We start from the raw sequence: 23,400 nt of genomic DNA on the forward strand, positions 1-23,400 counted from the left end.
GTGTACAAGCTCCTTCTTCGACCATTTCTATTTTCATTTCCAGCCGAGAAAGCTCATAAGCTTACCTTTTCTTTAGCTCGATTTAGCTTCAACATTCCTGGTTTCAAATCGCTCTTTAAGCTTATTTATGGTGTAAATGATCCCAAATTAGCTGTCGACTTATTTGGATTAAGATTCCCAAACCCGGTAGGACTTGCCGCTGGTTTTGACAAGGACGCCAAAATGATGGATGTATTTGCAGCAATGGGGTTTGGCTTTATCGAAGTTGGCACACTTACGCCTAAAGCTCAAGATGGCAACCCCCTCCCGCGTCTTTTCCGCCTCCCGCTCGATCAAAGCTTGATCAACCGAATGGGCTTTAATAATGGCGGAGTAGATGCTGCGGTTGAAAGATTAAAAAATCGTCCAAAAGACGTAATTGTAGGTGGAAATATTGGCAAAAATAAAGTGACTCCAAACGATGAAGCTTGGAAAGATTACGAATATTGCTTCGAAAAACTTTTTCCTTACGTCGATTATTTCGCCATCAATGTGAGCTCACCCAATACACCCGGACTACGTGAATTGCAGGAAAAAGAGCCTTTGACTAAGCTACTTTTGCATGTACAAAAACTTAATCAAGCCAAACCTAAATCAAAGCCCATCTTACTAAAAATTGCTCCCGATCTCAGTAATGAGCAATTAGATGATATTATAGAAATTGTGGCAACTACTCAATTGGCTGGCATTATTGCTACCAACACAACAATAGATCGCAGCGGCTTGCAAACCGATAAATCTGAAGTTGAAAATATTGGAGCGGGAGGATTGAGTGGCAAAGCTGTAAAAAATCGCAGTACGGAAGTCATTCGCTATTTGTATACTAAGAGTAATGGCGCATTTCCAATAATCGGTGTAGGTGGGATATTTAATGCTGCCGATGCACAAGAAAAATTAGACGCAGGCGCATCACTTGTGCAGGTGTATTCGGGCCTTGTATATGAAGGACCAGCATTACCAAGCAAAATTTGTAAAGCACTCAAATGAATCGATGAATTATTCGTTACAATACGGATTTTTGTATTTTGGTGCCTAGGTTAAGATTTTCAATGCTAGCTATTTGCCAAATGGGGCTTATATCAGCAATTTTTTATACGTAGATTTATCAATGGCTAAAACAGAAAACTTCAGAAAAGGAAATGCTCGAAAAGCAGAACCCTTACCAAAACGCCCAGCATTTTGGAAAGATCGTCGTTTTCAAATCAGTGCAGGTTTGGTATTGATTTCCATATCTGTATTTATGTTTTTTTCCTTCACATCATATTTATTTACAGCGCCTTATGACCAAAGTCTGGTGCGAGATGTCAGTTGGACAGAGTGGCGAAATTATATAGGAGAAGTAAAAAACAGTCTTTCGCTCGCTGGCGCATTTGTATCGCATTATATGATTTTTCGCTGGTTTGGATTGGGCGCATTTTTCCTTTGTCCAATCATTTTTGTCATTGGCCTCAACATTCTCACTGTCCGAAAAATCGTCGCCTTCCAACGCGTATTTGGCTTTAGCTTTTTCTTCCTTATTTGGATTACCTTATTTCTTGGCTATTTGGATGTCAACAATTGGGTGGGCAAAGGTTTGTCGCTCTACACAGGTGGCATTGGATATGTAATCGGTGGTATGGCCGAAGCTATCATCGGAATTGGAACACTTATCGTTTTAGCAATCAGCTTATTAATTTTCATTATTTACTTTTTCAATGTCCAGAGTCTTCCATCTTTCAATTTTGGTAGAGGCAAGAAAACACAAGCAGACTTAACTGAAGACGAGGACGAGGAAATTATCCCTTGGAAAGAAGAGAAAATCAGCGAAAAGGTCTCTTTAGATTTGGATGAAGATGATGAAAGTAAAGATTGGAAAGTAAGTATTAAGGATGAAAAGGCTTCAAAGCCTAATGATCCATTGCCATTGGAAGTAGCTATTGCCGAGGGTGATAATCCTACAGACGATGTTGCTTTAAACATCGAAGAACAAAAGCGGGAGGATAAAGCCAAAGTACTCAATAGCGAAAACTACGATCCTACGCTAGATTTAGCAAAATACAAATACCCAACGCTGGATTTGCTAGAAGACCATGGCGGCAATACCAAAGTACAAGTTGATCGTGAAGAACTGGAGGAGAATAAGAATAAAATTGTCGAAACATTATCTAGCTTCCAAATTGGAATAGATTCGATTAGAGCTACCATCGGGCCTACTGTTACCCTCTATGAAATCATTCCAAAAGCAGGAGTGAAAATTTCCAAAATCCGAAATTTAGAAGATGACATTGCTTTGAGTTTGGCTGCTTTGGGCATCAGAATTATTGCACCAATTCCTGGTCGCGGAACCATAGGTATAGAAGTGCCAAACAAGAATAGGGAGCTTGTAAGCATGAAATCACTTTTGTCAACGGAGAAATTCCTTAAAAGCGATATGGAATTACCGGTAGTAATTGGCAAAACTATTTCCAATGAAGTATTTATGGCTGACCTTGCCAAAATGCCTCACTTGTTAATGGCTGGCGCAACTGGTCAAGGTAAGTCTGTTGGACTCAATGTTCTGCTAACTTCTCTTTTGTACAAAAAGCATCCTTCCCAACTCAAGTTTGTGTTGGTAGATCCTAAGAAAGTGGAACTCACACTTTACAACAAAATTGAGCGACATTTCTTGGCCATGCTCCCTGATTCTGAGGAAGCCATTATCACTGATACCAAAAAGGTGGTGAATACCTTAAACTCGCTCTGTATCGAAATGGAAAACCGATACAACTTGTTGAAAGACGCTGGCAGTCGAAATTTGAAAGAGTACAATGCGAAATTTGTAACCCGCAAACTAAACCCAGAAAAGGGTCATCGATTCTTACCATACATTGTATTGGTAATAGATGAATTAGCAGATTTGATGATGACTGCTGGTAAGGAAGTGGAAACGCCTATTGCTCGTTTGGCACAATTGGCCCGTGCTATTGGAATCCACCTAGTAGTAGCGACTCAGAGACCCTCAGTAAACGTAATTACTGGCATAATCAAAGCTAACTTCCCAGCGAGGATGTCCTTCCGTGTTACTTCCAAAGTGGACTCACGGGTAATTTTAGATACTGGTGGTTCTGATCAACTTATTGGACAAGGTGATTTACTTTTGAGTATGGGATCAGAACTGATAAGACTTCAATGTGCATTTATTGACACAAGTGAAGTAGATGATCTATGTGATTTCATAGGAAACCAAAAAGGTTACTCCACGGCTTATCTCTTACCGGAATATGTAGGTGAAGAAAGTGGAGATAGCAATTTAGCTGTTGACCTCTCAGATCGTGATGATTTATTTGAAGATGCAGCCAGATTAATTGTAATGCATCAGCAAGGAAGTACTTCATTGATACAAAGGAAATTAAAACTAGGATACAACCGTGCAGGCCGCTTAATTGACCAATTAGAAGCAGCCGGAATCGTTGGCCAATTTGAAGGTAGCAAAGCAAGAGAAGTTTTAATTAGCGACGAGTATGCCTTGGAACAATTATTGCGTGACATGCCTTCAAAATGACCCCTGTGATGAACAAGATGCGTAGGATTTCCCTTTCAGTATTTTTAATTATTTTCTTCAATCAAATTGTATCGGCACAATACGATCCGCGTGCTTTGAGCATTTTGGACGATATGAGCAATAAGTACCAAAATATGGGTGCTTATTTGGCCAATTTCACCTACTCCTTACAAAATGAACAAGAAGGCATTAGCGAATCTTTCGATGGTACTCTTTTGGTAGATGGTGACAAGTTTCGATTGATAATGGCTGGTCAAGAAATCTATTGCAATGGCACCACTGTTTGGACTTATATTGAAGAAATAAATGAAGTAAATATTGACAACTACTATCCTGAAGAAATGGAAATGAGTCCAAGCAATATTTACGCTGCCTACAAAAATGGCTATAAATACCAGTTTGTAGAGGAAGTAAATACGAATGGAAATGCCACGCAAATAGTAGATTTAGTACCTGAAGATTCTGGTAGTCCTTTTTTCAAAATTAGGCTTTCTATAGGTAAAAATGACTTGAATTTGAATAGCTGGGAAATTTTTGATAAAAATGGCAACCGTTATAACTATTTGGTAAAATCTGTTCAAAACCAGCCGGTTGACAATCAGAAGGAATTTGAATTTGATGTTAAAAGATATCCTGGTGTTGAAGTAATTGATTTGCGATAGTTACAAAGTTTCTTTAATTAACTGTTCGCTAAATCATTCTTTTGACTACTCTATCTACACCACTTAAATAAGAGGCTCCAAATAAATTAGCATGAACTAAAAGTGGATATAAATTATAAATATCCACCCGCTCTTCATAACCCGGCTCCAGCGGAAATACCTCCTTGTAGCTCTTATAAAATTCAGCATCAAAACCACCAAATAGCTGAGTAAAGGCCAATTCCATTTCGCGATGTCCAAAATATACTGCTGGATCAATCATCCATTTATATCCATCAGACCCAGTATGTACATTTCCACTCCATAAATCACCATGCAGTAACGCTGGCTTTTCCTTTGGGAAAAAGCTCTCCAATTTGGGATACAATTTTTGGAAATTACTAAGCCAATTTGCGTTTACCAAACCATTGTAATAAGCTAAACCTGCTTGAACTTCTAGTCTGTTCTGGATAAAAAAACTCAACCAATCTTTTGAAAAAGTATTCTTCTGAACAAGCTTGCCAATGAAATTTTCATGGTCTAAGCCAAATTGATTATTAGTGACAGAATGTAGTATAGCCAATTCTCTCCCTAACATTTCCCAACTATCATTAGCGGGAGGAATAGACTCCAAAAACTCCATCAAGATATATTGCCTGTCTGCAATTTTACCAAAGCCATAAACGTTCGGGATACGTAAATCTGCACTATTAGCTAGCAGTTTCAAACCTCCCGCCTCAGCTTCGAACAAGCCGATATCAAGCATATTCCACTTTAGGAAAAATACATCCTTATTGGTAATTATTTTAGCTGCCGTGCTGATACAACCTCCCGACTGAAAATTCACATCGAGAATTTCCACTTCGAGTCCTGCACTTTGAAAGATGGCTTGTTGATAAAAGTCGTTTTGCTGGAAAGGAAAACTCATTCCTTACTTTCCTTTTGGAGAATATGCATGATGAGTTTTTCACAAGAACGATCCAAGATTTCATACACTTCATGAAATCCATCCATTCCACCGAAGTATGGATCAGGAACATTAATATCATCTTGTTGCTCATCAAAATTACGCATAAAGAAAATCTTCTCAGTATCCGCTTTATGCTGATGTGCCATTTTGGTGATATTGGCTGCATTTTGCCGATCCATAGCAATGATATAATCAAAATGAGCTAAATCATTTGGCATTAACTGTCTAGCCTTATGAGAGATGGTAATATTATAATGATTGGTAATTTCAATAGTTCTAGGGTCAGGCTGTTGACCGATATGAAAGTTAGATGTACCGCATGAATCTACCGTTATTTGATTAGTTAGCTCCTTCTTTTTAAGCTTTTCGCTAAATATAGCCTCTGCCAAAGGCGACCTACAAATATTTCCCAAGCACACAAATAAAACTTTTACCATAACTCAAAGATAAACCTATCCTCCTAAAATTGATAATAAAAACCTTTAGTCAAGAAGCCAAAATAATTCTTTCTCTTTCGATTGGAAATTCAATGAATTATAACAATTTCACAGAGTCAAAAACCATTTGTAGAATACCTAAATGCATACCAAAATTTCTCATAAAATTGCCTCAAAAGGCATGATGATTATTCTTTTGGCAACAATTCTATTTCATTTTTTGGTACTCTTGGGCATTGTCCCTTACCAGATTGTTTGGGGTGGCAGGCTACAAAACCAAAGTGAAATGATCAATTTCGAGTTGGTTTCCATCCTATTAAATTTTCTCATGCTCGCCATTGTAGCGATACAGGCTAAAATCGTTAAATTGAAAGTTCATCCCATTGTTGTGAAAATTGCCTTGTGGCTTATGGTATTCATTTTCGTAATGAATACCATTGGTAATATCATATCTCTCAATGACATGGAAAGATATATTTTCACTCCATTGACATTACTTTTAGCTATATTTAGTTTTATTCTCGCCAGCAAAAAGCGGGTGAAAACACACAAAAAGTAGTTTAGCATAACCTTGAATTTTGCCTTAACCTTTTGAAAAATGGAAAATTACAGCATTCCAAGCGAAACTCGTATTGGCCATGTGCATCTGAAAGTAGCCAATATTGACAAAGCATTAGCCTTTTATGTGGATTTACTCGGCTTCAAAGTAACTCAAAAGCTTGGCAACGACGCTGCATTTATATCGGCGGGAGGATATCATCACCATATTGGCTTGAATACTTGGTATAGCAAAAATCTACCTCCCGCTGAAGCTCGAAGTGTTGGTCTGTTTCATACTGCCATTGCTTATCCCACTCGCAAAGACTTGGCTTTGGCTCTTAAGAGGCTAAGAGAACACAAATACCCAATAACTGGCGCAGCTGACCACGGTGTATCCGAAGCTATATATTTGGACGATCCTGATGGAAATGGAGTTGAGTTGTATTGGGATAGGCCAAAAGAAGACTGGCCATATTATGAAGATGGTTCATTAAACATGTACACCAGAGCTTTGGATATGCTGGATTTACTGAATGAAATTAGCCGATAATGAATACGGAATCTAATCTATAATTTCAGTTACCACTTTGGTGAAGTACGCACCCATATATGGGCCAACCCAATTGAGCGAACGAACCTCATCTTTCACTGAAGTATCGTAGTTGCTATCGTCTGTGATATAGCCAATATAATCGCCGTTGAAGCTTGTAATCATTAAATGACGGTCGTTATCAATAGCCAGTTTATCGAATTGCCCATTTACAGATAATTCGCCTGAAAAATCACTCGGCATACCAAGCATCAAAATATCACCAATTTGCAGTATTTTGATTTCGGCATCAAGCTCACCCATAGCAAGCGTAAAAATCCAATCCCTAACTCCAATCTCTTTGGTCAGACGCATTTGACTTTTTGGCAACGATAAAGAAAGCTTTTGTATAGCAATGCCAGCTGTTGAATCAAATGAAGCACTATCCAAATTATCAATAATGATATTGGCTAACTTACTTCCATAATCTTCCAGAAACTCGATATCAAATAGTCCATATTCCTTTGGGCGATGGCTGCCAACCATCCCTGCACTAAACATAGCAAAATCAAACCCTCCCGCTTTTAAATCCTGCAACATGGCAGCGGGATAGTCGCCACTGAGCACATGCGTATTTTTACTAATCAAACTCGGATGAGCCGAGAAAGTAACCCAAATACCTCGCTCACCATTTTCCTTATTCACTCTAATTATCCGCAGCGATTCATCAATATCCTTACTCGGCTTATCTAATCTATGCTCTACCAAACCTTGTGTTTCAATCTTCTGAAATCCAATTGCTCCATCAGATTTAGTAGCTCTTGCTTGCTCTATAGATTCAATGATTTTATCACCAAGCCATTCTATTCGTTTTGGATCAAAATCACCAGCGATAAATTGGCCTGCAAATGAATTGAGCCACGCACCAATAGAGGTATGTGTATGAGTTGCTGTGAAATAAATATTATTAATATCGAAATTAATAGTCGACAATTGTTGCCCCAAATACTGAACTAAGGCCGGAGGAACCAAAAGCAAATCCATTGTCACAATTGCTACTTCATTTGCACCATTATCGATCAGCAGACTTCTCACAAAAATCGAATCGTGAACTTCTACATACGGACCACGAGGTTTGTAGCCAATTAATAACTCAGGCTCATCTGGTGTGATATTCACTGCAGCCCAACCAACCTGTAAAGGATTTGCGTCATCATTTGCCATATCAGCTAGCTCAAAACCAGCCATTCTCTGCATCATTTCTGTGTAAAAAGGCTCATCCTCAATTGGGTCACGATCGATAGGTCGCAATACAGCTAGCACAATTACTAAAAGGGAAATCAATATATAGGCAAGGATTTTCAAATTGTAATAATCAGATAAGGCTGTTTTGCTATTGAGAACGATGAAAACTAAAGCACAAAGATAATGGAATTAAGGCGAGAAAGGTGATTTCACTTTTGAGTGAAAAAGGATAGAAAAGCTATTGATACCAGAATAGCAGCAACAAATTCAAAGTCGAACAAGTTGCCAAATATGAGAATTACAATGTAATAAATAGGCACTAAAAATAAGGCTACAGCAAACTTAATTGATGGCTGAAAATGAGGATCTTTTACTTTGAATGTGAGAATCCATCGTAAAATCAAATAGACAGGTAAATGCATCAACTTTACTAAAAAGGCTGGCCCAAATTTCTTGATCTTAAGCTTCGCTTGTTCATCCTTTTGGAAAAAATCCGGATCAGTTAATTCAACTCCTCTGTATGGCACATCACCAAACCACTTTGTTTCCTCAGCTTCAGAAATATGCAAGCATACTTTCTTCATGCCATTGCTTGTCTCTTTAGTCAATTTACGAGCAGCACTTGTGGGATTTTCTTGATATTCTTCAAGGTACTCATTCACCAAAATAGGCGAACCTAGCCTCATCCTAATCACCGCATTGCTCGCAGAATAATGTTCGTAATTGATACCCATCGGTATAATGTAAAGATTTACATCCTCTTCTGCAGAGGCTAATGCGCCAAAAGCAATACGCGTAAAACCTTTGGATAATGGCCTAACTCGCCGCACCATAGACTGACTTGCTTCGGGAAACATCAGCAACCAACCTCCCGCCCGCAATAATTCATTACAGCCTTCGAAAACCTCGATATTCTTTAAGGTTTCACGCAAACCGTCTCTTTGTCTGTAAACTGGTCTAATATGTAGCTTTGTCAGTATTTTCCCTGCCCATTTGCTTTTAAAAATATCTGCTCTCGCCAAGAAATGAATATCTCTAGGTAGCATCACCGCGGGCAATATGGCATCCATAAAAGCACTTTGGTGATTAGGAGTGAAAATTACCGCACCCTTTTTTGGAATATTTTCTAAACCTTCTACAATTACCCTTTTGCAATAAAAGAAGAACCCAAGGCGTGTGATGTATTTCAAAACGAAATAAAGCATAGTTTAAACAGCAGGAATTTTTCGAGATGACCAAAAATAACTAAGGGCAAGTCCACTTACCAAATGCCAAATTCCCCACCACGCAACGACCAAAGCCATTCCACCCAATCCATTGAAAAAAGTAAATACCAGTAGCAATCCTAATCCACTATTCTGAATACCTGTTTCTATGGCAATACTACGTCGATCTGGCGCATCTAACTTGGCCAACTGCGCTGAATAATAACCAATACAAAAGGCCATAGCATTGTGAATAGCTACCAAAATAAATGCATAAGAAATGTACTGGATGAAATTATTGTAGTTGGAAGAGAAAGCTAGAATAATAAAAGCGATAAAAATTCCGATTGAAATTTTTCGAATCAAATCTCCATACTTTTCAGCCCATACATCATTATATTGTCGAATAAGGAGCCCTGCAAATAGAGGGATGCCAAGTATTACGAATACCGTCTTTAAAGCTTCGGCAAAGTCAAGATTTACATTTTGGATAATGGTAGCTGTAGGTTCGTAAAGACTTCCATAGAAATATAGATTGAATGGCGTTGCTACTACGGCCATCATTGTAGCAAATGCAGTTAGCGTGACTGAAAGAGCTACATTACCCCCTGACTGCAAACTGAAAAAGTTTGAAACATTGCCTCCAGGACAAGCAGCAACCATCATCATTCCTAGAGCCATTGAAGGAATCGGTTCCCAAATGTATATCAATAAGTAAGTGAAAAGAGGCAGCAAAATAAACTGACAAATAATCCCAATAAGTACTGCCTTGGGATATTCAGCTATTCTCTTGAAGTCCTCTAACTTGAGAGCCAAAGCAACACCAAACATGATAAAGGCAATGCAGAAGTTTAGCAACCACGTGGTACTATTATCAAAATTGAGGCTAAGCTGATCTATTGTATTTGCTTCCAGAACTTGTGTGATTAGCCTTCGAAATTAACTTTTTTATGAGTGCCATCACAAAATGGCTTGTTTGCGGAGGCACCACATCTACAAAATGACGTTCGCTTTTCCTTTAAGGTTTCTTTGCCTTCAGCATCTTTCACAATTACATCTCCATAAATAACCAGTGGGCCATTTTTTAGCAGCTCTGCCTTAATTCTATTTTCTAAAGCTGGCTTATCCTCCCGCTTTTCCATATTTGGATAGGATAATGCGCCTGAAGGGCATTTATCAATTTGATTCTTAATGCTTTGAACATCTGCACCGTTTACATCAATCCACGGTCTCTCTTGTGGATTAAACACTTGGTTAAGTCCTCTCCAGCAATTTTCTGAGTGAATGCACGCACTTGGTTTCCACAAAATGGTGATTTCATCATTCTTATATTCCTTTACTTGTGTCTTTTCGTCCATTCCTTAAAGCTTTTCCAAAAAGTACGCAAAAAAAATCATTCATTCCTATATTAGTGATTATAAACCATCAAAAAAATACTCCTATGGATTGGGCAAAAGAAGATATTCACCGTAAAATCGTATCGATAATATTTGGCGTCAAGGCATTTTTCGCCCTGATTGGAGGCGTTGCCATTCTTGCCTTCGCTCCATTCATCAAGCAAATTATTGAGAACGAAGGAGTTCAAGATCAATGGGTTATTGAATTCCTTTTTAATTTCGGTTTTAGTTTAATTGGCTTTATAGCTTTGTTTTTTGTGATTTTAAATACAATTGCTGCTTACCTTATTTACAAGAAAAGTAAAGGTGGCTACATTTTCGGAATTGTATTATCAATTTTCGGCATTTTCAATTTCCCGATTGGGACAATCATTGCAGGCTACAGCATAGTTGTGTTAGGAGCGCACAGCCAGCAACAGGATAATATCTCTGCTCCTATTCAATAATGTAAAAAATTCCTCCTAATGAAATCTGATTAGTTCGGATAACTCGTATTTCTATTGGATGAAAAATAACAATGGAAATAAAGAGAAAAAGTGTCAATAGAAAAAGCGATCCAATCTCTGCATTGGGTCGCTTTTATTATTTTAATTATTTGAAGATGAAAGAACTCATTTCGATTAATTGCATTGGTTTACCATTCTTTAGGTGGCAAGGAAAAGCGGGAGGATGAATAAATCCCACAAGTTGTTTTGATTAGAAATGGAAAATTCAACCTGTACTAAATCTACAATTCAATTAAATAGCATACAAAATGCAATCATTATTTGAGTGTAATTGTTGAGATTCGTAATTGCTTTTTAAACATTGATTTGAAACTGAAAAACTAATTGAAAACAATTTGTAGCGTATGCTATTCTACATCTAGAAACAAAAATTGGAACTTTGTATCAATTGAACCTAAAACCTTAAACATAAGCACATGTCTGAAAAACACTATTACAATGCGAAAGATCTCAATAAATTTGGAAACATATCCGACTTCCAGCAGAAAATGGGCGACAAATTCTTCGATTGGTATGGAGAAGTTTTCGCAGAAGGAGAATTAACTGCAAGAGAAAAATCATTGATTGCTCTGGCAGTAGCACATGCTGTGCAATGTCCATATTGCATAGACGCATATTCGTCTGATGCATACAAAAAGGGTTATTCGGAAGGGCAAATGATGGAAGCTGTGCACGTAGCAGCTGCAATTAGAGGTGGAGCCAGCTTAGTACATGGTGTACAAATGATGAATAAGGTGAAAGAAATTGGAATGTAATGAAGTCATTGAACGCCCTCGGGCATCGCTTATCTCATGCCGAAAGGCAAATTGAGATATTAGAAAATGAAGCTGAAAATCAACAGCCATTTTTCGAAGATAAATTAGAAATAATAGGCATGAGCCCATTAAAAGCCACTGGCATAGAAATAATGCAGGTGAATATGGGCAAAATGTGTAACCAAGTATGCAAGCATTGCCATGTAGATGCTGGGCCAGACCGTAAGGAAATTATGACCCAAGCTACCATGCAAAGCATTTTGGATGTGCTAAAAACTACCGATATCCAAACGGTTGATTTGACAGGTGGCGCGCCAGAAATGAATCCGAATTTCCGATGGTTTGTGGAAGAAATCTCAAAGCTAGGTAGGCATATTATCGTGAGGTGTAATCTCACCATCATTTTGGCCAATCCAAAATATCATGACCTCCCGCAGTTCTTCAAAAAGCATAGGGTAGAAGTGGTTTCCTCTCTTCCTTTTTACACAAGTTCCAGAACCGACCGCCAACGGGGTGATGGCGTTTTCAATAAAAGTATAGACGCCCTCAAACTGCTCAATGAAGTTGGTTATGGCAAAAGTGATAGCGGCTTGATTCTTAATTTGGTGTATAACCCGGCAGGCGCATTTTTACCTCCATCGCAGGAAGCTTTGGAAAAAGAATTTAAAACTGCATTAAAAAAGGATTTCAATATTGAATTCAATTCTCTATTTGCCATTACTAATTTGCCAATAAGTCGTTTCTTGGATTATTTGGTCAATAGTGGGAATTACGAAAGCTATATGCAGGAATTAGTTGATGCATTCAATCCTGCTGCTGCCGTTTCTGTAATGTGTCGCAACACACTTTCCATCGGTTGGGATGGCTTCTTATATGATTGCGATTTCAATCAAATGCTGGACTTGAAAGTGAGCCAAAGTAAATCTCAACACATAAGTGAATTCGATTTGGATGCTCTTAATAAAAGAGAAATTATAGTTGGTAGGCATTGCTTTGGCTGTACAGCTGGCAATGGCTCAAGTTGCGGGGGTTCGGTAGCATAATGGCAAAATCAGGGCTGATCATATTTGTGAAATCACCCATAGCTGGAGAAGTGAAAACACGCCTAGCAGCAGATATTGGAGATGAAAAAGCCTTGGAGATATATTGGCAATTACTACAAATCACTAAAAAGGTAGCTCTGCAATTCAATGGATCCAAAATGATTTGGAGTAATAAGGATTGGATTGATAATTCTGATTTTTGGCCTATCGAAGCCTTCCAATTCCATTTACAAAAAGGCTCCAGTCTTGGTGAAAAAATGGCTCAAGCTTTTGAATTTCATTTCAAAGAAAGTTTCACCAAACTAATACTTATCGGCTCTGATTGCCCGGAAATCAATATTTTAATATTGAATGAAGCTGAACAGGCACTCGATCATCACGATTTGGTAATTGGTCCAGCGGCTGATGGCGGCTATTATCTAATTGCCATGAAAGAAGTCCATTATGAGCTATTTCAAAATATGGAATGGAGCCACGCGCAAGTTTTGGAACAATCACTACAAAGAGCGAAATCTAAATCCTTGAGCATACACATGCTTCAAACTCTTTCAGATATAGACAATGTGGCTGATTTAAATTTGCTTCCGAATGAATTTGGAGCCACCAAAAATTAGCATCATTATCCCTACTTTGAATGAAGAGAAGAATTTGAAAAGATTACTTCCTCATTTAATCAAAATGGATAAAAAGTCTCTTATAAAAGAAATAATCATTGCAGATGGTGGTAGTCAGGATCAAACCATTGCCTATGCCATAAGTTTTGGCGCAAAAGCAATACAAACTGATAAAGGAAGAGCCCAGCAAATGAATGCTGGAGCTAAAAAAGCAACTGGAGAGATTCTGCACTTTATCCACGCTGATAGTTTCCCTCCTGCAAATTTCACAAGTGATGTCCTCCACAAAATAAATGAAGGTGTAGATTATGGTTGCTTTCGATCCTTATTTCATACCTCAAACAAATTTCTAAGAGGCAATTCTTATTTCACTCGTTTCAAAGGCATAATTTTTCGCGGTGGCGGTCAAACCTTATTCATAAAGAAATCACTTTTCGATAAAGCGGGAGGTTATAAGGAGTCTCTTATAGTGATGGAAGAATATGAATTACTACGGAGATTGAGGAAAATCGGCAAATTCGAAATCGTCCAAAAGAGTGTGTTAGTTTCGGTGCGGAATTATGAGAAAAACGGGTTTGTTAGGCTTCAATTTATTTATGCTTGTATCTTCATTGGCTTCTTTTTGGGCTTCCCACAATCTTCTCTCACCAAATTTTACAAGAGATTTATCAATCAAGGGAAAATTTAGTTGTGGATAAGAATCCTATAAAACTTATACGGCTTAAAACGACTTAACCAAAGTTAGAATCATCAATTTTAAATTGAGGCTCATAAAAACCTCGAAATGAGATTGAAGAACCTTATTGGCTAGACCGGATAAAATGCCCTAGAAAAATTTAATTTCTCTAAATCAAAAAAAGAAAAAGAAATTACTATTTTGCTTTACGAACCAACCTTAATTAGAATATGAGTGTAATCAAAGAATTCAAAGAATTCGCCATGCGCGGTAATGTCGTTGATATGGCAGTAGGTATCATAATTGGAGCTGCTTTTGGCAAAATTGTGAGTTCATTAGTAAACGACCTTCTAATGCCACCAATTGGGTTATTAATAGGTGGTGTGAATTTCAAAGAATTGGAATATGTGCTGAAAGAAGGTGTATTAGAGACTACAAATGCTGCCGGAGATGTAATCGCTGCTGTGCCGGCTGTCACCATTAGTTATGGCAACTTTATCCAAACTATCATTGATTTCATCATTATAGCTTTTGCCATCTTTATGGTAATCAAGGGTATGAATAACCTGAAGAGGAAAAAAGCTGCAGCACCACCCGCTCCTCCCGCTCCACCAGAACCTAGCAAGGAAGAAAAACTACTTGCTGAAATTAGAGATATTCTTAAAAATCAGAAATAAATTGAAAGCCGGTATTTGCCGGCTTTTTTCATTTCAAGGAATTCTTACCATCAAAAATCATCAATAAGATTCCACATTTTCCGATAATCAACAATTCGAACCCAGATCTCACAAATCTCATATATTTATATAAAAGCAATTAATGAAACTGCCAAAATGGATACCGCCAATCGAAAGCCTAATCTGGACAATAGGTCTCGTGGCATTGGCTGTTTTCAATCCAGCAGACAGTTCTGGTAGTTTTAGTCTTTGCTTAATTCACCAAATAGGATTCGATTTTTGTCTCGGTTGCGGCCTAGGGCATTCAGTCGCTTGGCTTTTCAATGGCAATTTATCTGCTTCATTAGAAGCGCATATTTTAGGCCCATTTGCTGTAATTATTTTAATTTCAAGAATTTTCAAGCTGAATTATCAGTATTATTTTAACATCATAAAAACGACAAACCATGCCTAGTGTATTAAAATTACTTCCTGAATTACAAGGTAGCGAAATGGCCTTTGTGCAATCTTTGATCAATAATATGACAGAAGAGCAAGCACAAATATTTGCAAATGCTTACCGCAGTCGACGCAAATCTGAAGAGACCTTTTTGCTTGCCGCCGTTTTGGGGTTTGTATGTATAGCTGGAGTTCAACGATTCCTAAAAAATGAAATCGGAATGGGGCTTCTATTTTTATTTACGTGTGGCTTATGCTTTATCGGCACCATCGTCGATTTGATTCGATACAAGGAGCTTGCCTATGAAAACAACCAAAAAGTTGCTATTGAACTTGCTGGCAATCTTAATCAAATGAAATAAACCATCTGCTTAAAATGAAAAAGTCTCTCCCGTTTCTAGTTGGCAGCCTCTTGATCGTAGGTTTGTTTTCTTGCGAAATTATCGTGAATGAAGGCAAACTCATGGAGCGCTCAATTACCAACAACAACTCCATCGATATTGGCGCAAATAATCGAGTGAAAGCCTATATAGAAATGAATGCGGGTGAACTCCGTATTGAGCCTGGCACTAGCAAATTAGTGGAAGGAGAATTCACCTACAATATGGAGGATTATACTATTGATTTAGACTATGTTGAAGAAGATAGCGAGGTAGGTGAATTACATATTACTGGTGGAGGCAATAATAACAAATGGGTTTTCAATAGAGAAGGCGGGAAAACTGAGAATGCTTGGAATTTGAAAATTAACGAAGACATTGAGTTTGAACTTAATGTTGAACTCAAAGCTGGACTGAGTAATATCAATATCGCCAATTCAAATGTAAAGAGACTTTATGTAGATGCAGCAGCAGGCAAATGCGAGGCTCTACTTGGTGATTCTTCCTTGGAGTTTTTGGATATTAATTCCACAGCTGGCAAAGTAGAAGCTGACTTCAGAGGTGATTGGAAGCAAACTATCGAAGCTGAAATAAATACCACACTTGGAGCTGTGGAAATTTGGCTACCAAACACTGTGAACGTAGAAATGACTACTTCTACGAATTTGGGTGATGTGGAGGCGGGAGGTTTGACAAAACGTGGTGGAATCTATGAATACAGATCTAACACTGTAGAAAACCCAGTTACTATTTACCTTACCGTAAAAAATACCATAGGCAAAATTCAAGTGCACATAGAGGAAGTAAAATAGTAGCTATTATCTTTTGACCACTACATTTTTGAGGTCAATAATAGAAACTTGCTCCAGCTTATTATCTTTCAACAACTGGTCAAAATTTGCAATATTCTCAACTTCTGTTGCGGCAGTGTAATTGATATAATCTTGGAAGATAATTCCATTGATTTCTCTTCTGTTTATAGCTTTTCTGAAACGGGTTCCTCCACCATTCACATGAAATGAATAAGCCAAATAATCCATGGTAAACCCATCCTTATTGAACCAATACACATATTCATCTTCGAAATCTACTCCACCACCTTCAGGGCTAAATGAAACTTTGATTTTATAATAATTCTCACCATCAATCTCCACATCATCAAGCATCGTTTTGTAAACAGCCGGATCATTTAGGAAGTATGGAAGTAATGCAAAATACACTACCGAATTGAGGCTATTTGCTTGAGCTAAGGAATCTTCTTCGCTCAACCTGAAATGCTGTCCGTCAATTTCACGTGCGAAATAATCATTATTGAGAAAATCATGAAAAGTGCCTAAGCTATCAGTAAAAATCCTTTCATAATTATAAATTCCCCCATCGCGGTGTATTTTATAATCTCTATCTCTAAAGGAAAATTCGATGGTACTGTTTTCATATAGATCGCCACCATGCACATTTATACTCTTACTCACCACAGTTTGCGCATCAATTTTCTCTTGACAAGCAATCATACCAAAAACGGTAAAACTTAATAGGAAGAAGGATACTGTCTTGGTTTGTTTAAGCATTTCAAAAATATATTTTATTGAGATTATTTGCACAATATTAAGTCAGGATACCTATAGAACGCAATTTTTTTTGATTGGTTTTTTTATTTAGTTCCCAGTAAGGCTGCTAATAGGAATACATGTTTTGCTGATTTGTTCATCGTCTCAATATCGGCCCACTCATCGGGGAAACCTCTCCTCCCGCCTCTTTCACCACCCAAGCCAAGCGCAGGAGTACCTTGTGAAATGGCAACATTCAAATTGCTTGAACCTCGATTACTCAATGACGGTTCGTATCCAAGAAACTGACTGATAGATATTCCTGTGGTAACCAATTCAGATTCTAATGCGCCAGAAATTTGACCTCCAGGTGTCAACTGAAACGGCTCCATTTTAAGTTCAACTCCAGTTTCCTCGCCAACTTGCGCAATAAGAGAAGCCACTTCTGTTTCAATTTCTTCTATCACTTTCCCATCCAATGAACGAATATCCAATGAAAACCAACCTTGCTCTGGCTTATGATTAAATACATTGCCGCTTTCAATCATCCCAACATTAATTACGGTGCTTTGATCCTTATACTTTGTCGGATAATCCAAACTCAAAATTCTATCAATAGCTCTCCCAATTCCCTGATTTACATTGGGTAATCCACCATTAAGAGAGTGTCCTGGAGGACCCGAAACTTGAATTTTCCACCAATGGATGCCCAATGCGCCATAACTTAATGAACGACCATCACCCAAAATATCCACAAATGCTATTGCATCATTTTTGAATTCGTCGTACAGCAGTTTCATTCCTTGCAATCCCGTTTCCTCCTGCGCTACCGACGCAAATACCAATGTGTAATGTGGTTTAATTCCAGTTTCCAAAATTGCCTCTGCTGCCAATAGCATCGATACTGTAATGGAAGATGTGTTTGTGCCTGGCCCAATTACTTTTCCATTTGAGATAAATGGCAGTCTATTAGCCGCTTTTTGGTGCTCAGCAACTCCAGCAAGATCGTCCAAAGTAGACACAAAAATCAATTGTTCAGCACTTTGACCCGGGATAATTCCAATAACATTTGGCCCGCTATCCATTCGCACATCTTGTAATCCAATTCGTTTCATTTCCTGCATCACAGCCTCGGCTCTTTCTTGCTCTTGGCCAGATGGACTAATGATTCCACCTATTTTTATTAAGCTTTCTGCGGAATTAGTTTTTTGATTCTCGATCCAAGTCAGACCTTTTTGCAATGTCGGACTTTGACTGATATCAATTATTTGAGCATAACTGCTTGTGCAAATAAGGAGGAATATGATTACAGAAAAATAACGCATTTCAAATCATTTTTAGGAAAAGTAAGTTTATAAGTCCACATCCACAAGTGGATTTACACCAAGAATATCAAACTATTGGTTTAGAATTTATTGCCTAAAATTGCAAACCCAGAAATAAGCCCGAATTATGAAGAATAGTGTTATTACAGGCATTGGCCATTATGTACCTGAAAAGATTGTAACTAATAAGGATCTTGAGAAAATAATGAACACCACCAATGAGTGGATAGTGGAACGGACTGGAATAGAAGAGCGCAGATGGTTCAATCCGGAAGTAGATACCGTAGCAAATATGGCTACCAAAGCTTCCAGAATGGCCATAGAAAGAGCAGGAATAGATGTGAAGGACATTGAATTTATCGTTTTTGCCAACATCACTCCCGACTATTTTTTTCCTGGCTCAGGAGTATTGTTGCAAAGAGAATTAGGTCTTAGTGGTATTGGTGCATTGGATATTCGCAATGCGTGCTCGGGCTTCATCTACGGCCTATCCGTAGCAAATGCATTTATCAAAACTGGCACTTACAAAACAATATTGCTAGTAGGAGCTGAAATACAATCATCCGCACTGGATATTTCTGATGAAGGCCGCTCATCTAGCGTTATTTTCGCAGATGGTGCCGGTGCAGTGATATTACAAGCTACGGATGATTCAAGCAAAGGCGTATTAACGACCCACTTGCATGCCGATGGTAGATTTGCCGAAGAATTATACGTGAAAGATCCAGGAAGTAGTCGTGCTGAGCGCCTTTCGCATGACTTAATTGACGGGCCAACCTTCAAACTAACTATGAATGGTAATACGGTATTTAAACATGCCGTGGTCAGATTTTTAGAGGTAATCCAAGAAGCTTTAGATGCTACAGGCAAAAGCAAGGAAGATATTGATCTTTTCATTCCGCATCAGGCCAATTTGAGAATAAGTAATTTTGTACAAGAAAAGCTTGGTTTGCCAAACGAAAAGGTATTCAATAACATTATGCATTATGGAAATACCACTGCCGCATCCATTCCCATTGCAATGAGTGAAGCCTTCGAAAAAGGTAAATTAAAAGAAGGCGATTTACTTTGCTTAGCAGCATTTGGAAGTGGATTTACTTGGGCATCGGCAATGATCCAAATGTAAAATATGGGTTCGAAGGAGATTTTTGATGAAAAAGAACTTTCGTTTCTGAGTGATGTAGAAATTCTCAGGTATCGAGAAACTGCATACGAAAAGGTAAAGCAACTATTGCGGGAGGTTAAAAACCGACTAGAGCCCAAGGTAAATTCCCTTCACAGTTTGCTTCCTGCTGGCAGTCTCACCCAAGGTGGTAAAATTTCCAAGGGCGAGAATTTGCAAGGACTTCCCTATCTGATATTGGATTATCCGCGATTCAAAAAAGGAAAAGAGTTAATACTATTTCGAACCATGTTTTGGTGGGGAAACTATTTTAGCGTTACACTGCACTTACAAGGAAATTTGGCAAGTCATGCATTCGCGAATTTATCTCAAGTTAGCTTCGACCCTTCCTCCCGCTTTTCTGTGGATGAAGACTGGAACCATGATGTAAGTTCATATTTGCACGATGTTGAATCAGTAGAACAAATCAATCATCAACCGAGAGTTCTTAAAATCGCTCGAACAATCCCTTTAACAAACTCGAACGACTTGCCTGATTTTTCGTTAATATGTTACGAAACTTGGATTGAACTAATTCGCAAATCCAAAATTGGCATTTATCGCTAAAAATTTAGGTAGCCATCCAATTCTCATTCATTTTTCTGTTATATTGTTATCATATCAATACATTATATAAATCCATTATGCATAGGTTTATTATCCTTACTTTAGGTTTTCTAATCATCTTTCAATCAAATATTTACGCCCAAGTAAATCCTCCAACTGAGGAGCAAAATTTACGTGCAGTTGGTAATATGGAAAATGGGCAGCGTCAAGGTCAATGGGCATTTTACGATGCTGATGATCAGCTCGTTCAAACTGGAAATTACGAGAATGGCAAGAGGGATGGCCTCTGGCTTTTTTACGAAAATAAAATGCTGAGATATGAAATCACCTATCAAAATGATAAGCCATCTGGCAATTACAAGGAATATAGTGTAGATGGGAAATTAAGTTCACAAGGCCAATTTCAAGATAGTTTGATGATTGGTACTTGGACGTTCTACCATCCTAATGGCAACCCACAACTGACCGGTGAAATGCAGAATGGAAAAATGCAGGGTCTTTGGAAAGGATATTATGCAGATGGGAAAATCTACTCTGAAGTATATTTTCTCGAAGGTGAAAGAGAAGGCCCAAGTCGAATATTCGACATGTCGGGTAAGCAAGTTTCTGAACTTAATTATAAAAACGGTGAACCAAATGGTGAATATTTAGCCTACCATTTTGGCAATGTGAAGAAAGAAGAAGGCCGCTATGATAATGGAAAAAAAGTAGGTCTCTGGAAAGAATATTATCCTAGTGGAATTTTAGCTGCGGAGAAGCCATACCTAAATGGCGAGCCGCATGGAATTTGGAAAGAGTATTATGAAGATCGTCAATTAAAAAGTGAAAACATTTTTGAAAATGGCATAGCTACAGGCACTTGGAAAGCTTACCATGATAATGGCAGAATTGCCAAAGAAGTAATTTATGAAAATGGAGTACCTAATGGAGCTTACCTTGAAAATCACTACAATGGAAGGGTCAGTGTGGAAGGACAATACCGCAATGGATTCAAAGATGGTCTCTGGAAAATGTATTTGGAAACTGGCAAAATGTTCTCCATTGGTAATTACAGAGAAGATTTGAAGGTTTCGCTTTGGAAATATTTTACTGAGCAGGGCACAATTGAGGCAGAAGGTCGCTATCGTTCGGATATGGAAGATGGACAATGGTTTTTCTATTATCCATCAGGAAATCTAAAATCTGTGGGATCATTTCTATTGGGTGAAGAAGATGGCCTTTGGGGCCTTTTCCACGAGAACGGTCAATTGATGCAGGAAGAAACGTGGGCGGGAGGTAAACTAATGGAGTTAGGCCCATATATGAACATTTTTGGTGATACACTCCCAACTGGCAGCTTTGCTAATGGCTCTGGCATTCGCTATAGCTACCACCGTAATGGAAACAAGGAGTCTGAAGGCACTTACTTAGATGGCATGCCTCATGGAGAATGGACTTACTTTTATCCTAATGGCAGAACTGCTGGTAAAGGCAGTATGGTTGATGGTGTAAGAGAAGGCCAATGGATATTCTACCATGACAATGGAGCTGAAGAATCGAAAGGATTATTTAGAAATGGAGAACCTGATGGAGAATGGTCGTATTACGATCGTAGAGGCTATTTAATTGAAGTGGTTACATTCCAAAATGGAATCCAGTTAGGAATTGATGAAGAAATAGATAATTGATCTGAACAGATATTGAATTAGCTGGTTGTATTATAAAATTCGTAAACATGTTTGGACTATTTAAGAAAACCAGCAAGAAAGAAAAACTACAAAAAGAATACGCAAAGCTGATGGCAGAAGCGCATAAGCTCTCCCACTCCGATCGAAGAAAAGCTGATGAAAAAACAGCCGAAGCTGAGGAAGTAGCCAAGAAAATTGATGCTTTGAATAGTTGATATTATTGGGTTATCGATTTATAATTAACCTAGTATTTTAGCTCACAGGAACTTCAGGCTTGTGTGGTTGGATGAAAATTTATCCAGTTATCTCATAACCATCTTTTGTTACCTGTCAACTTTTTTTCAATGCTTCCAATTATAAGAATCTAAATTTTCGAGGCAGGCTTTTAATAGGGCTATAGATGATTTCACATCTTCGCGATTTACCATTTCTATATCTTGATGCAAATGGCGGGTGGGTATAGAAACCGCTCCAGAAATAGCTCCATTTTTGCCGCGTAATTGTACACCGGCAGTATCAGTTCCCCCCGCCGTCAGAATTTCTGGCTGCCAAGTAATTTTTTGATTATCAGCAGTTTGTTTCATATAATCTATCATTCTATAGTCACAAATAGCTGAAGCATCCATCAATTTGATAGCCGCACCCTTTCCAAGTGAAGTGATTTTCTCATGAGCTTGAGCTCCAGGCAAATCAAAAGCAATAGTTGTATCTAGCCCAAAGCCAAAATCTGGATTGAGCTTGTGTGCAGCAACTTGCGCTCCTCGAAGACCAACTTCTTCTTGCACAGTAAATACACCATACACATCATAAGGCTGGGTTTCTAGTGCTTTCATAGTTTCAATTAGAATGTAAACACTTATTCTATTGTCGATAGACTTGCAGCTTAGACAGTCACCTATTTCAATAAAATCTCTTTGCCTAGTTACAGGATTTCCAATTGCTATATACTTATCTACCTCCTCCTTTTGCATTCCAAGGTCAATAAAGAAGTCAGTCATTTTAGGTAGATTTTTACGCTCCTCGTCACTCATTACGTGAATTGGTTTGCAGCCAATTACACCAATCAAATCCTTCTTACCATGCACGATTACTCGCTGAGATACAACCGTTTTTGGATCGAAACCTCCAAGGGTATGAAAGCGGAGGAATCCTTGTTCATCGATATGGGTTACAATAAATCCGATTTCATCTAAGTGAGCCGCCACCATTGCTTTTTTGCCATCTGGATTACGTTTTCCTTTTTTCAATGTGAAAATATTTCCGAGATTATCCACCTCAATTTCATCTACAAAAGGTGTCATTTGTTCAATTACAAAATCTCTAATACTCTTCTCGTGACCTGGTGCTCCAGGTGTTTCGCATATTGTTTTTAATAGAGCTAAGTCTAGATTCATTGCTTTTCAATTGTTTGTTCAAAGATAGGGAATTTGCTAACGGATTGATAAAAGACATGTGGGTTATGGGTTTTCCGATGTAAAAACCATCTAATTATTATTAATCATAGTTCTGACAATTGCCAT

27 protein-coding genes are annotated in these 23,400 nt (G+C 38.2%); 18 read left to right on the forward strand and 9 right to left on the reverse strand.

Annotation, left to right across the window (positions count from 1 at the left end; genetic code table 11):
- From ACOXY8_RS03640 to ACOXY8_RS03650, 3 genes are all read left to right on the forward strand, one after another.
- Nucleotides 1-1,026 (forward strand): quinone-dependent dihydroorotate dehydrogenase, encoded by a 1,026-nt coding sequence (locus ACOXY8_RS03640; protein ID WP_458330187.1) that lies wholly within the window; start codon nt 1-3, stop codon nt 1,024-1,026.
- Nucleotides 1,027-1,147: 121 nt separating this feature from the next.
- The gene (locus ACOXY8_RS03645) at nt 1,148-3,559 is read left to right on the forward strand and encodes a DNA translocase FtsK 4TM domain-containing protein (RefSeq protein WP_458330188.1); all 2,412 of its coding nucleotides are present in this window, start codon (nt 1,148-1,150) and stop codon (nt 3,557-3,559) included.
- 8 nt (nt 3,560-3,567) lie between these two features.
- Entirely contained in the window at nt 3,568-4,221 is a 654-nt protein-coding gene (locus ACOXY8_RS03650) for a LolA family protein (RefSeq protein ID WP_458330189.1), read from the forward strand.
- 28 nt (nt 4,222-4,249) lie between these two features.
- Here ACOXY8_RS03650 and ACOXY8_RS03655 read toward each other — a convergent pair whose 3' ends face one another.
- A complete protein-coding gene (locus tag ACOXY8_RS03655; protein ID WP_458330190.1) occupies nt 4,250-5,128 on the reverse strand; it encodes a fructosamine kinase family protein in 879 nt (292 codons plus the stop codon).
- Nucleotides 5,125-5,607 (reverse strand): low molecular weight protein-tyrosine-phosphatase, encoded by a 483-nt coding sequence (locus ACOXY8_RS03660; RefSeq protein WP_458330191.1) that lies wholly within the window; start codon nt 5,605-5,607, stop codon nt 5,125-5,127. The genes ACOXY8_RS03655 and ACOXY8_RS03660 overlap by 4 nt, the downstream gene beginning before the upstream one ends.
- A 142-nt stretch (nt 5,608-5,749) precedes the next feature.
- On the opposite strand from ACOXY8_RS03660, the gene ACOXY8_RS03665 reads away from it, so the two are divergent.
- Nucleotides 5,750-6,166, forward strand: a complete 417-nt coding sequence (locus ACOXY8_RS03665; protein WP_458330192.1) for a hypothetical protein — start codon at nt 5,750-5,752, stop codon at nt 6,164-6,166.
- A 39-nt stretch (nt 6,167-6,205) separates the two neighbouring features.
- Nucleotides 6,206-6,697 (forward strand): VOC family protein, encoded by a 492-nt coding sequence (locus tag ACOXY8_RS03670; protein ID WP_458330193.1) that lies wholly within the window; start codon nt 6,206-6,208, stop codon nt 6,695-6,697.
- Between the two features lie 12 nt (nt 6,698-6,709).
- Here the strand turns inward: ACOXY8_RS03670 and ACOXY8_RS03675 are convergent, their stop codons facing one another.
- The 4 genes from ACOXY8_RS03675 to ACOXY8_RS03690 all read right to left on the reverse strand — a co-directional run bounded on the left by ACOXY8_RS03675 (nt 6,710) and on the right by ACOXY8_RS03690 (nt 10,484).
- Nucleotides 6,710-8,041, reverse strand: coding sequence for a neutral/alkaline non-lysosomal ceramidase N-terminal domain-containing protein (locus tag ACOXY8_RS03675; RefSeq protein WP_458330194.1), 1,332 nt, complete (start codon nt 8,039-8,041; stop codon nt 6,710-6,712).
- Between the two features lie 89 nt (nt 8,042-8,130).
- A complete protein-coding gene (locus tag ACOXY8_RS03680) occupies nt 8,131-9,126 on the reverse strand; it encodes a 1-acyl-sn-glycerol-3-phosphate acyltransferase (RefSeq protein ID WP_458330195.1) in 996 nt (331 codons plus the stop codon).
- A gap of 3 nt (nt 9,127-9,129) precedes the next feature.
- On the reverse strand, nt 9,130-9,984 hold the full coding sequence (locus tag ACOXY8_RS03685) for a bile acid:sodium symporter family protein (protein ID WP_458330196.1): 855 nt from the start codon (nt 9,982-9,984) through the stop codon (nt 9,130-9,132).
- Nucleotides 9,985-10,052: 68 nt separating this feature from the next.
- Nucleotides 10,053-10,484 carry a (4Fe-4S)-binding protein gene (locus ACOXY8_RS03690; RefSeq protein ID WP_458330197.1) on the reverse strand — a complete coding sequence of 144 codons (432 nt, stop codon included), beginning with the start codon at nt 10,482-10,484 and terminating at the stop codon, nt 10,053-10,055.
- Nucleotides 10,485-10,567: 83 nt separating this feature from the next.
- On the opposite strand from ACOXY8_RS03690, the gene ACOXY8_RS03695 reads away from it, so the two are divergent.
- The 9 genes from ACOXY8_RS03695 to ACOXY8_RS03735 all read left to right on the forward strand — a co-directional run bounded on the left by ACOXY8_RS03695 (nt 10,568) and on the right by ACOXY8_RS03735 (nt 16,424).
- Nucleotides 10,568-10,969 carry a hypothetical protein gene (locus ACOXY8_RS03695; RefSeq protein WP_458330198.1) on the forward strand — a complete coding sequence of 134 codons (402 nt, stop codon included), beginning with the start codon at nt 10,568-10,570 and terminating at the stop codon, nt 10,967-10,969.
- Between the two features lie 476 nt (nt 10,970-11,445).
- Nucleotides 11,446-11,784, forward strand: a complete 339-nt coding sequence (locus ACOXY8_RS03700; protein WP_458330199.1) for an arsenosugar biosynthesis-associated peroxidase-like protein — start codon at nt 11,446-11,448, stop codon at nt 11,782-11,784.
- Entirely contained in the window at nt 11,784-12,827 is a 1,044-nt protein-coding gene (gene arsS / locus ACOXY8_RS03705; protein WP_458330200.1) for an arsenosugar biosynthesis radical SAM (seleno)protein ArsS, read from the forward strand. Before ACOXY8_RS03700 ends, arsS begins: the two co-directional genes overlap by 1 nt.
- Nucleotides 12,827-13,441, forward strand: a complete 615-nt coding sequence (locus ACOXY8_RS03710; protein WP_458330201.1) for a TIGR04282 family arsenosugar biosynthesis glycosyltransferase — start codon at nt 12,827-12,829, stop codon at nt 13,439-13,441. Before arsS ends, ACOXY8_RS03710 begins: the two co-directional genes overlap by 1 nt.
- Nucleotides 13,416-14,129: a TIGR04283 family arsenosugar biosynthesis glycosyltransferase gene (locus ACOXY8_RS03715; RefSeq protein ID WP_458330202.1), complete on the forward strand. Its 714-nt coding sequence runs from the start codon at nt 13,416-13,418 to the stop codon at nt 14,127-14,129. The genes ACOXY8_RS03710 and ACOXY8_RS03715 overlap by 26 nt, the downstream gene beginning before the upstream one ends.
- A gap of 218 nt (nt 14,130-14,347) precedes the next feature.
- Complete coding sequence (gene mscL / locus ACOXY8_RS03720) at nt 14,348-14,794, forward strand: large-conductance mechanosensitive channel protein MscL (RefSeq protein ID WP_458330203.1); 447 nt, start codon at nt 14,348-14,350, stop codon at nt 14,792-14,794.
- A 142-nt stretch (nt 14,795-14,936) separates the two neighbouring features.
- Nucleotides 14,937-15,248, forward strand: a complete 312-nt coding sequence (locus ACOXY8_RS03725) for a DUF2752 domain-containing protein (protein WP_458330204.1) — start codon at nt 14,937-14,939, stop codon at nt 15,246-15,248.
- Nucleotides 15,241-15,594: a TM2 domain-containing protein gene (locus ACOXY8_RS03730; RefSeq protein WP_458330205.1), complete on the forward strand. Its 354-nt coding sequence runs from the start codon at nt 15,241-15,243 to the stop codon at nt 15,592-15,594. Before ACOXY8_RS03725 ends, ACOXY8_RS03730 begins: the two co-directional genes overlap by 8 nt.
- Before the next feature lie 14 nt (nt 15,595-15,608).
- Nucleotides 15,609-16,424 carry a toast rack family protein gene (locus ACOXY8_RS03735; RefSeq protein WP_458330206.1) on the forward strand — a complete coding sequence of 272 codons (816 nt, stop codon included), beginning with the start codon at nt 15,609-15,611 and terminating at the stop codon, nt 16,422-16,424.
- A 6-nt stretch (nt 16,425-16,430) separates the two neighbouring features.
- On the opposite strand, the gene ACOXY8_RS03740 is transcribed toward ACOXY8_RS03735, so the two are convergent.
- Together ACOXY8_RS03740 and ACOXY8_RS03745 are read right to left on the reverse strand one after the other, a co-directional pair.
- Nucleotides 16,431-17,180: a DUF6503 family protein gene (locus ACOXY8_RS03740; RefSeq protein WP_458330207.1), complete on the reverse strand. Its 750-nt coding sequence runs from the start codon at nt 17,178-17,180 to the stop codon at nt 16,431-16,433.
- An 83-nt stretch (nt 17,181-17,263) separates the two neighbouring features.
- Nucleotides 17,264-18,484 (reverse strand): M20 family metallopeptidase, encoded by a 1,221-nt coding sequence (locus tag ACOXY8_RS03745; protein WP_458330208.1) that lies wholly within the window; start codon nt 18,482-18,484, stop codon nt 17,264-17,266.
- A 127-nt stretch (nt 18,485-18,611) separates the two neighbouring features.
- On the opposite strand from ACOXY8_RS03745, the gene ACOXY8_RS03750 reads away from it, so the two are divergent.
- The 4 genes from ACOXY8_RS03750 to ACOXY8_RS03765 all read left to right on the forward strand — a co-directional run bounded on the left by ACOXY8_RS03750 (nt 18,612) and on the right by ACOXY8_RS03765 (nt 22,095).
- Nucleotides 18,612-19,610 carry a 3-oxoacyl-ACP synthase III family protein gene (locus ACOXY8_RS03750; RefSeq protein ID WP_458330209.1) on the forward strand — a complete coding sequence of 333 codons (999 nt, stop codon included), beginning with the start codon at nt 18,612-18,614 and terminating at the stop codon, nt 19,608-19,610.
- A 3-nt stretch (nt 19,611-19,613) separates the two neighbouring features.
- Nucleotides 19,614-20,213, forward strand: coding sequence for a hypothetical protein (locus tag ACOXY8_RS03755; RefSeq protein WP_458330210.1), 600 nt, complete (start codon nt 19,614-19,616; stop codon nt 20,211-20,213).
- A gap of 77 nt (nt 20,214-20,290) precedes the next feature.
- Nucleotides 20,291-21,880: a toxin-antitoxin system YwqK family antitoxin gene (locus tag ACOXY8_RS03760; RefSeq protein WP_458330211.1), complete on the forward strand. Its 1,590-nt coding sequence runs from the start codon at nt 20,291-20,293 to the stop codon at nt 21,878-21,880.
- Between the two features lie 47 nt (nt 21,881-21,927).
- Nucleotides 21,928-22,095, forward strand: coding sequence for a Lacal_2735 family protein (locus ACOXY8_RS03765; RefSeq protein ID WP_458330212.1), 168 nt, complete (start codon nt 21,928-21,930; stop codon nt 22,093-22,095).
- 126 nt (nt 22,096-22,221) lie between these two features.
- On the opposite strand, the gene ACOXY8_RS03770 is transcribed toward ACOXY8_RS03765, so the two are convergent.
- Complete coding sequence (locus ACOXY8_RS03770) at nt 22,222-23,274, reverse strand: M42 family metallopeptidase (RefSeq protein WP_458330213.1); 1,053 nt, start codon at nt 23,272-23,274, stop codon at nt 22,222-22,224.
- Between the last annotated feature and the right edge of the window lie 126 nt (nt 23,275-23,400).

This window comes from Peijinzhouia sedimentorum (assembly GCF_049340005.1).
In the GTDB taxonomy this organism is placed as follows: domain Bacteria; phylum Bacteroidota; class Bacteroidia; order Cytophagales; family Cyclobacteriaceae; genus CAXBDP01.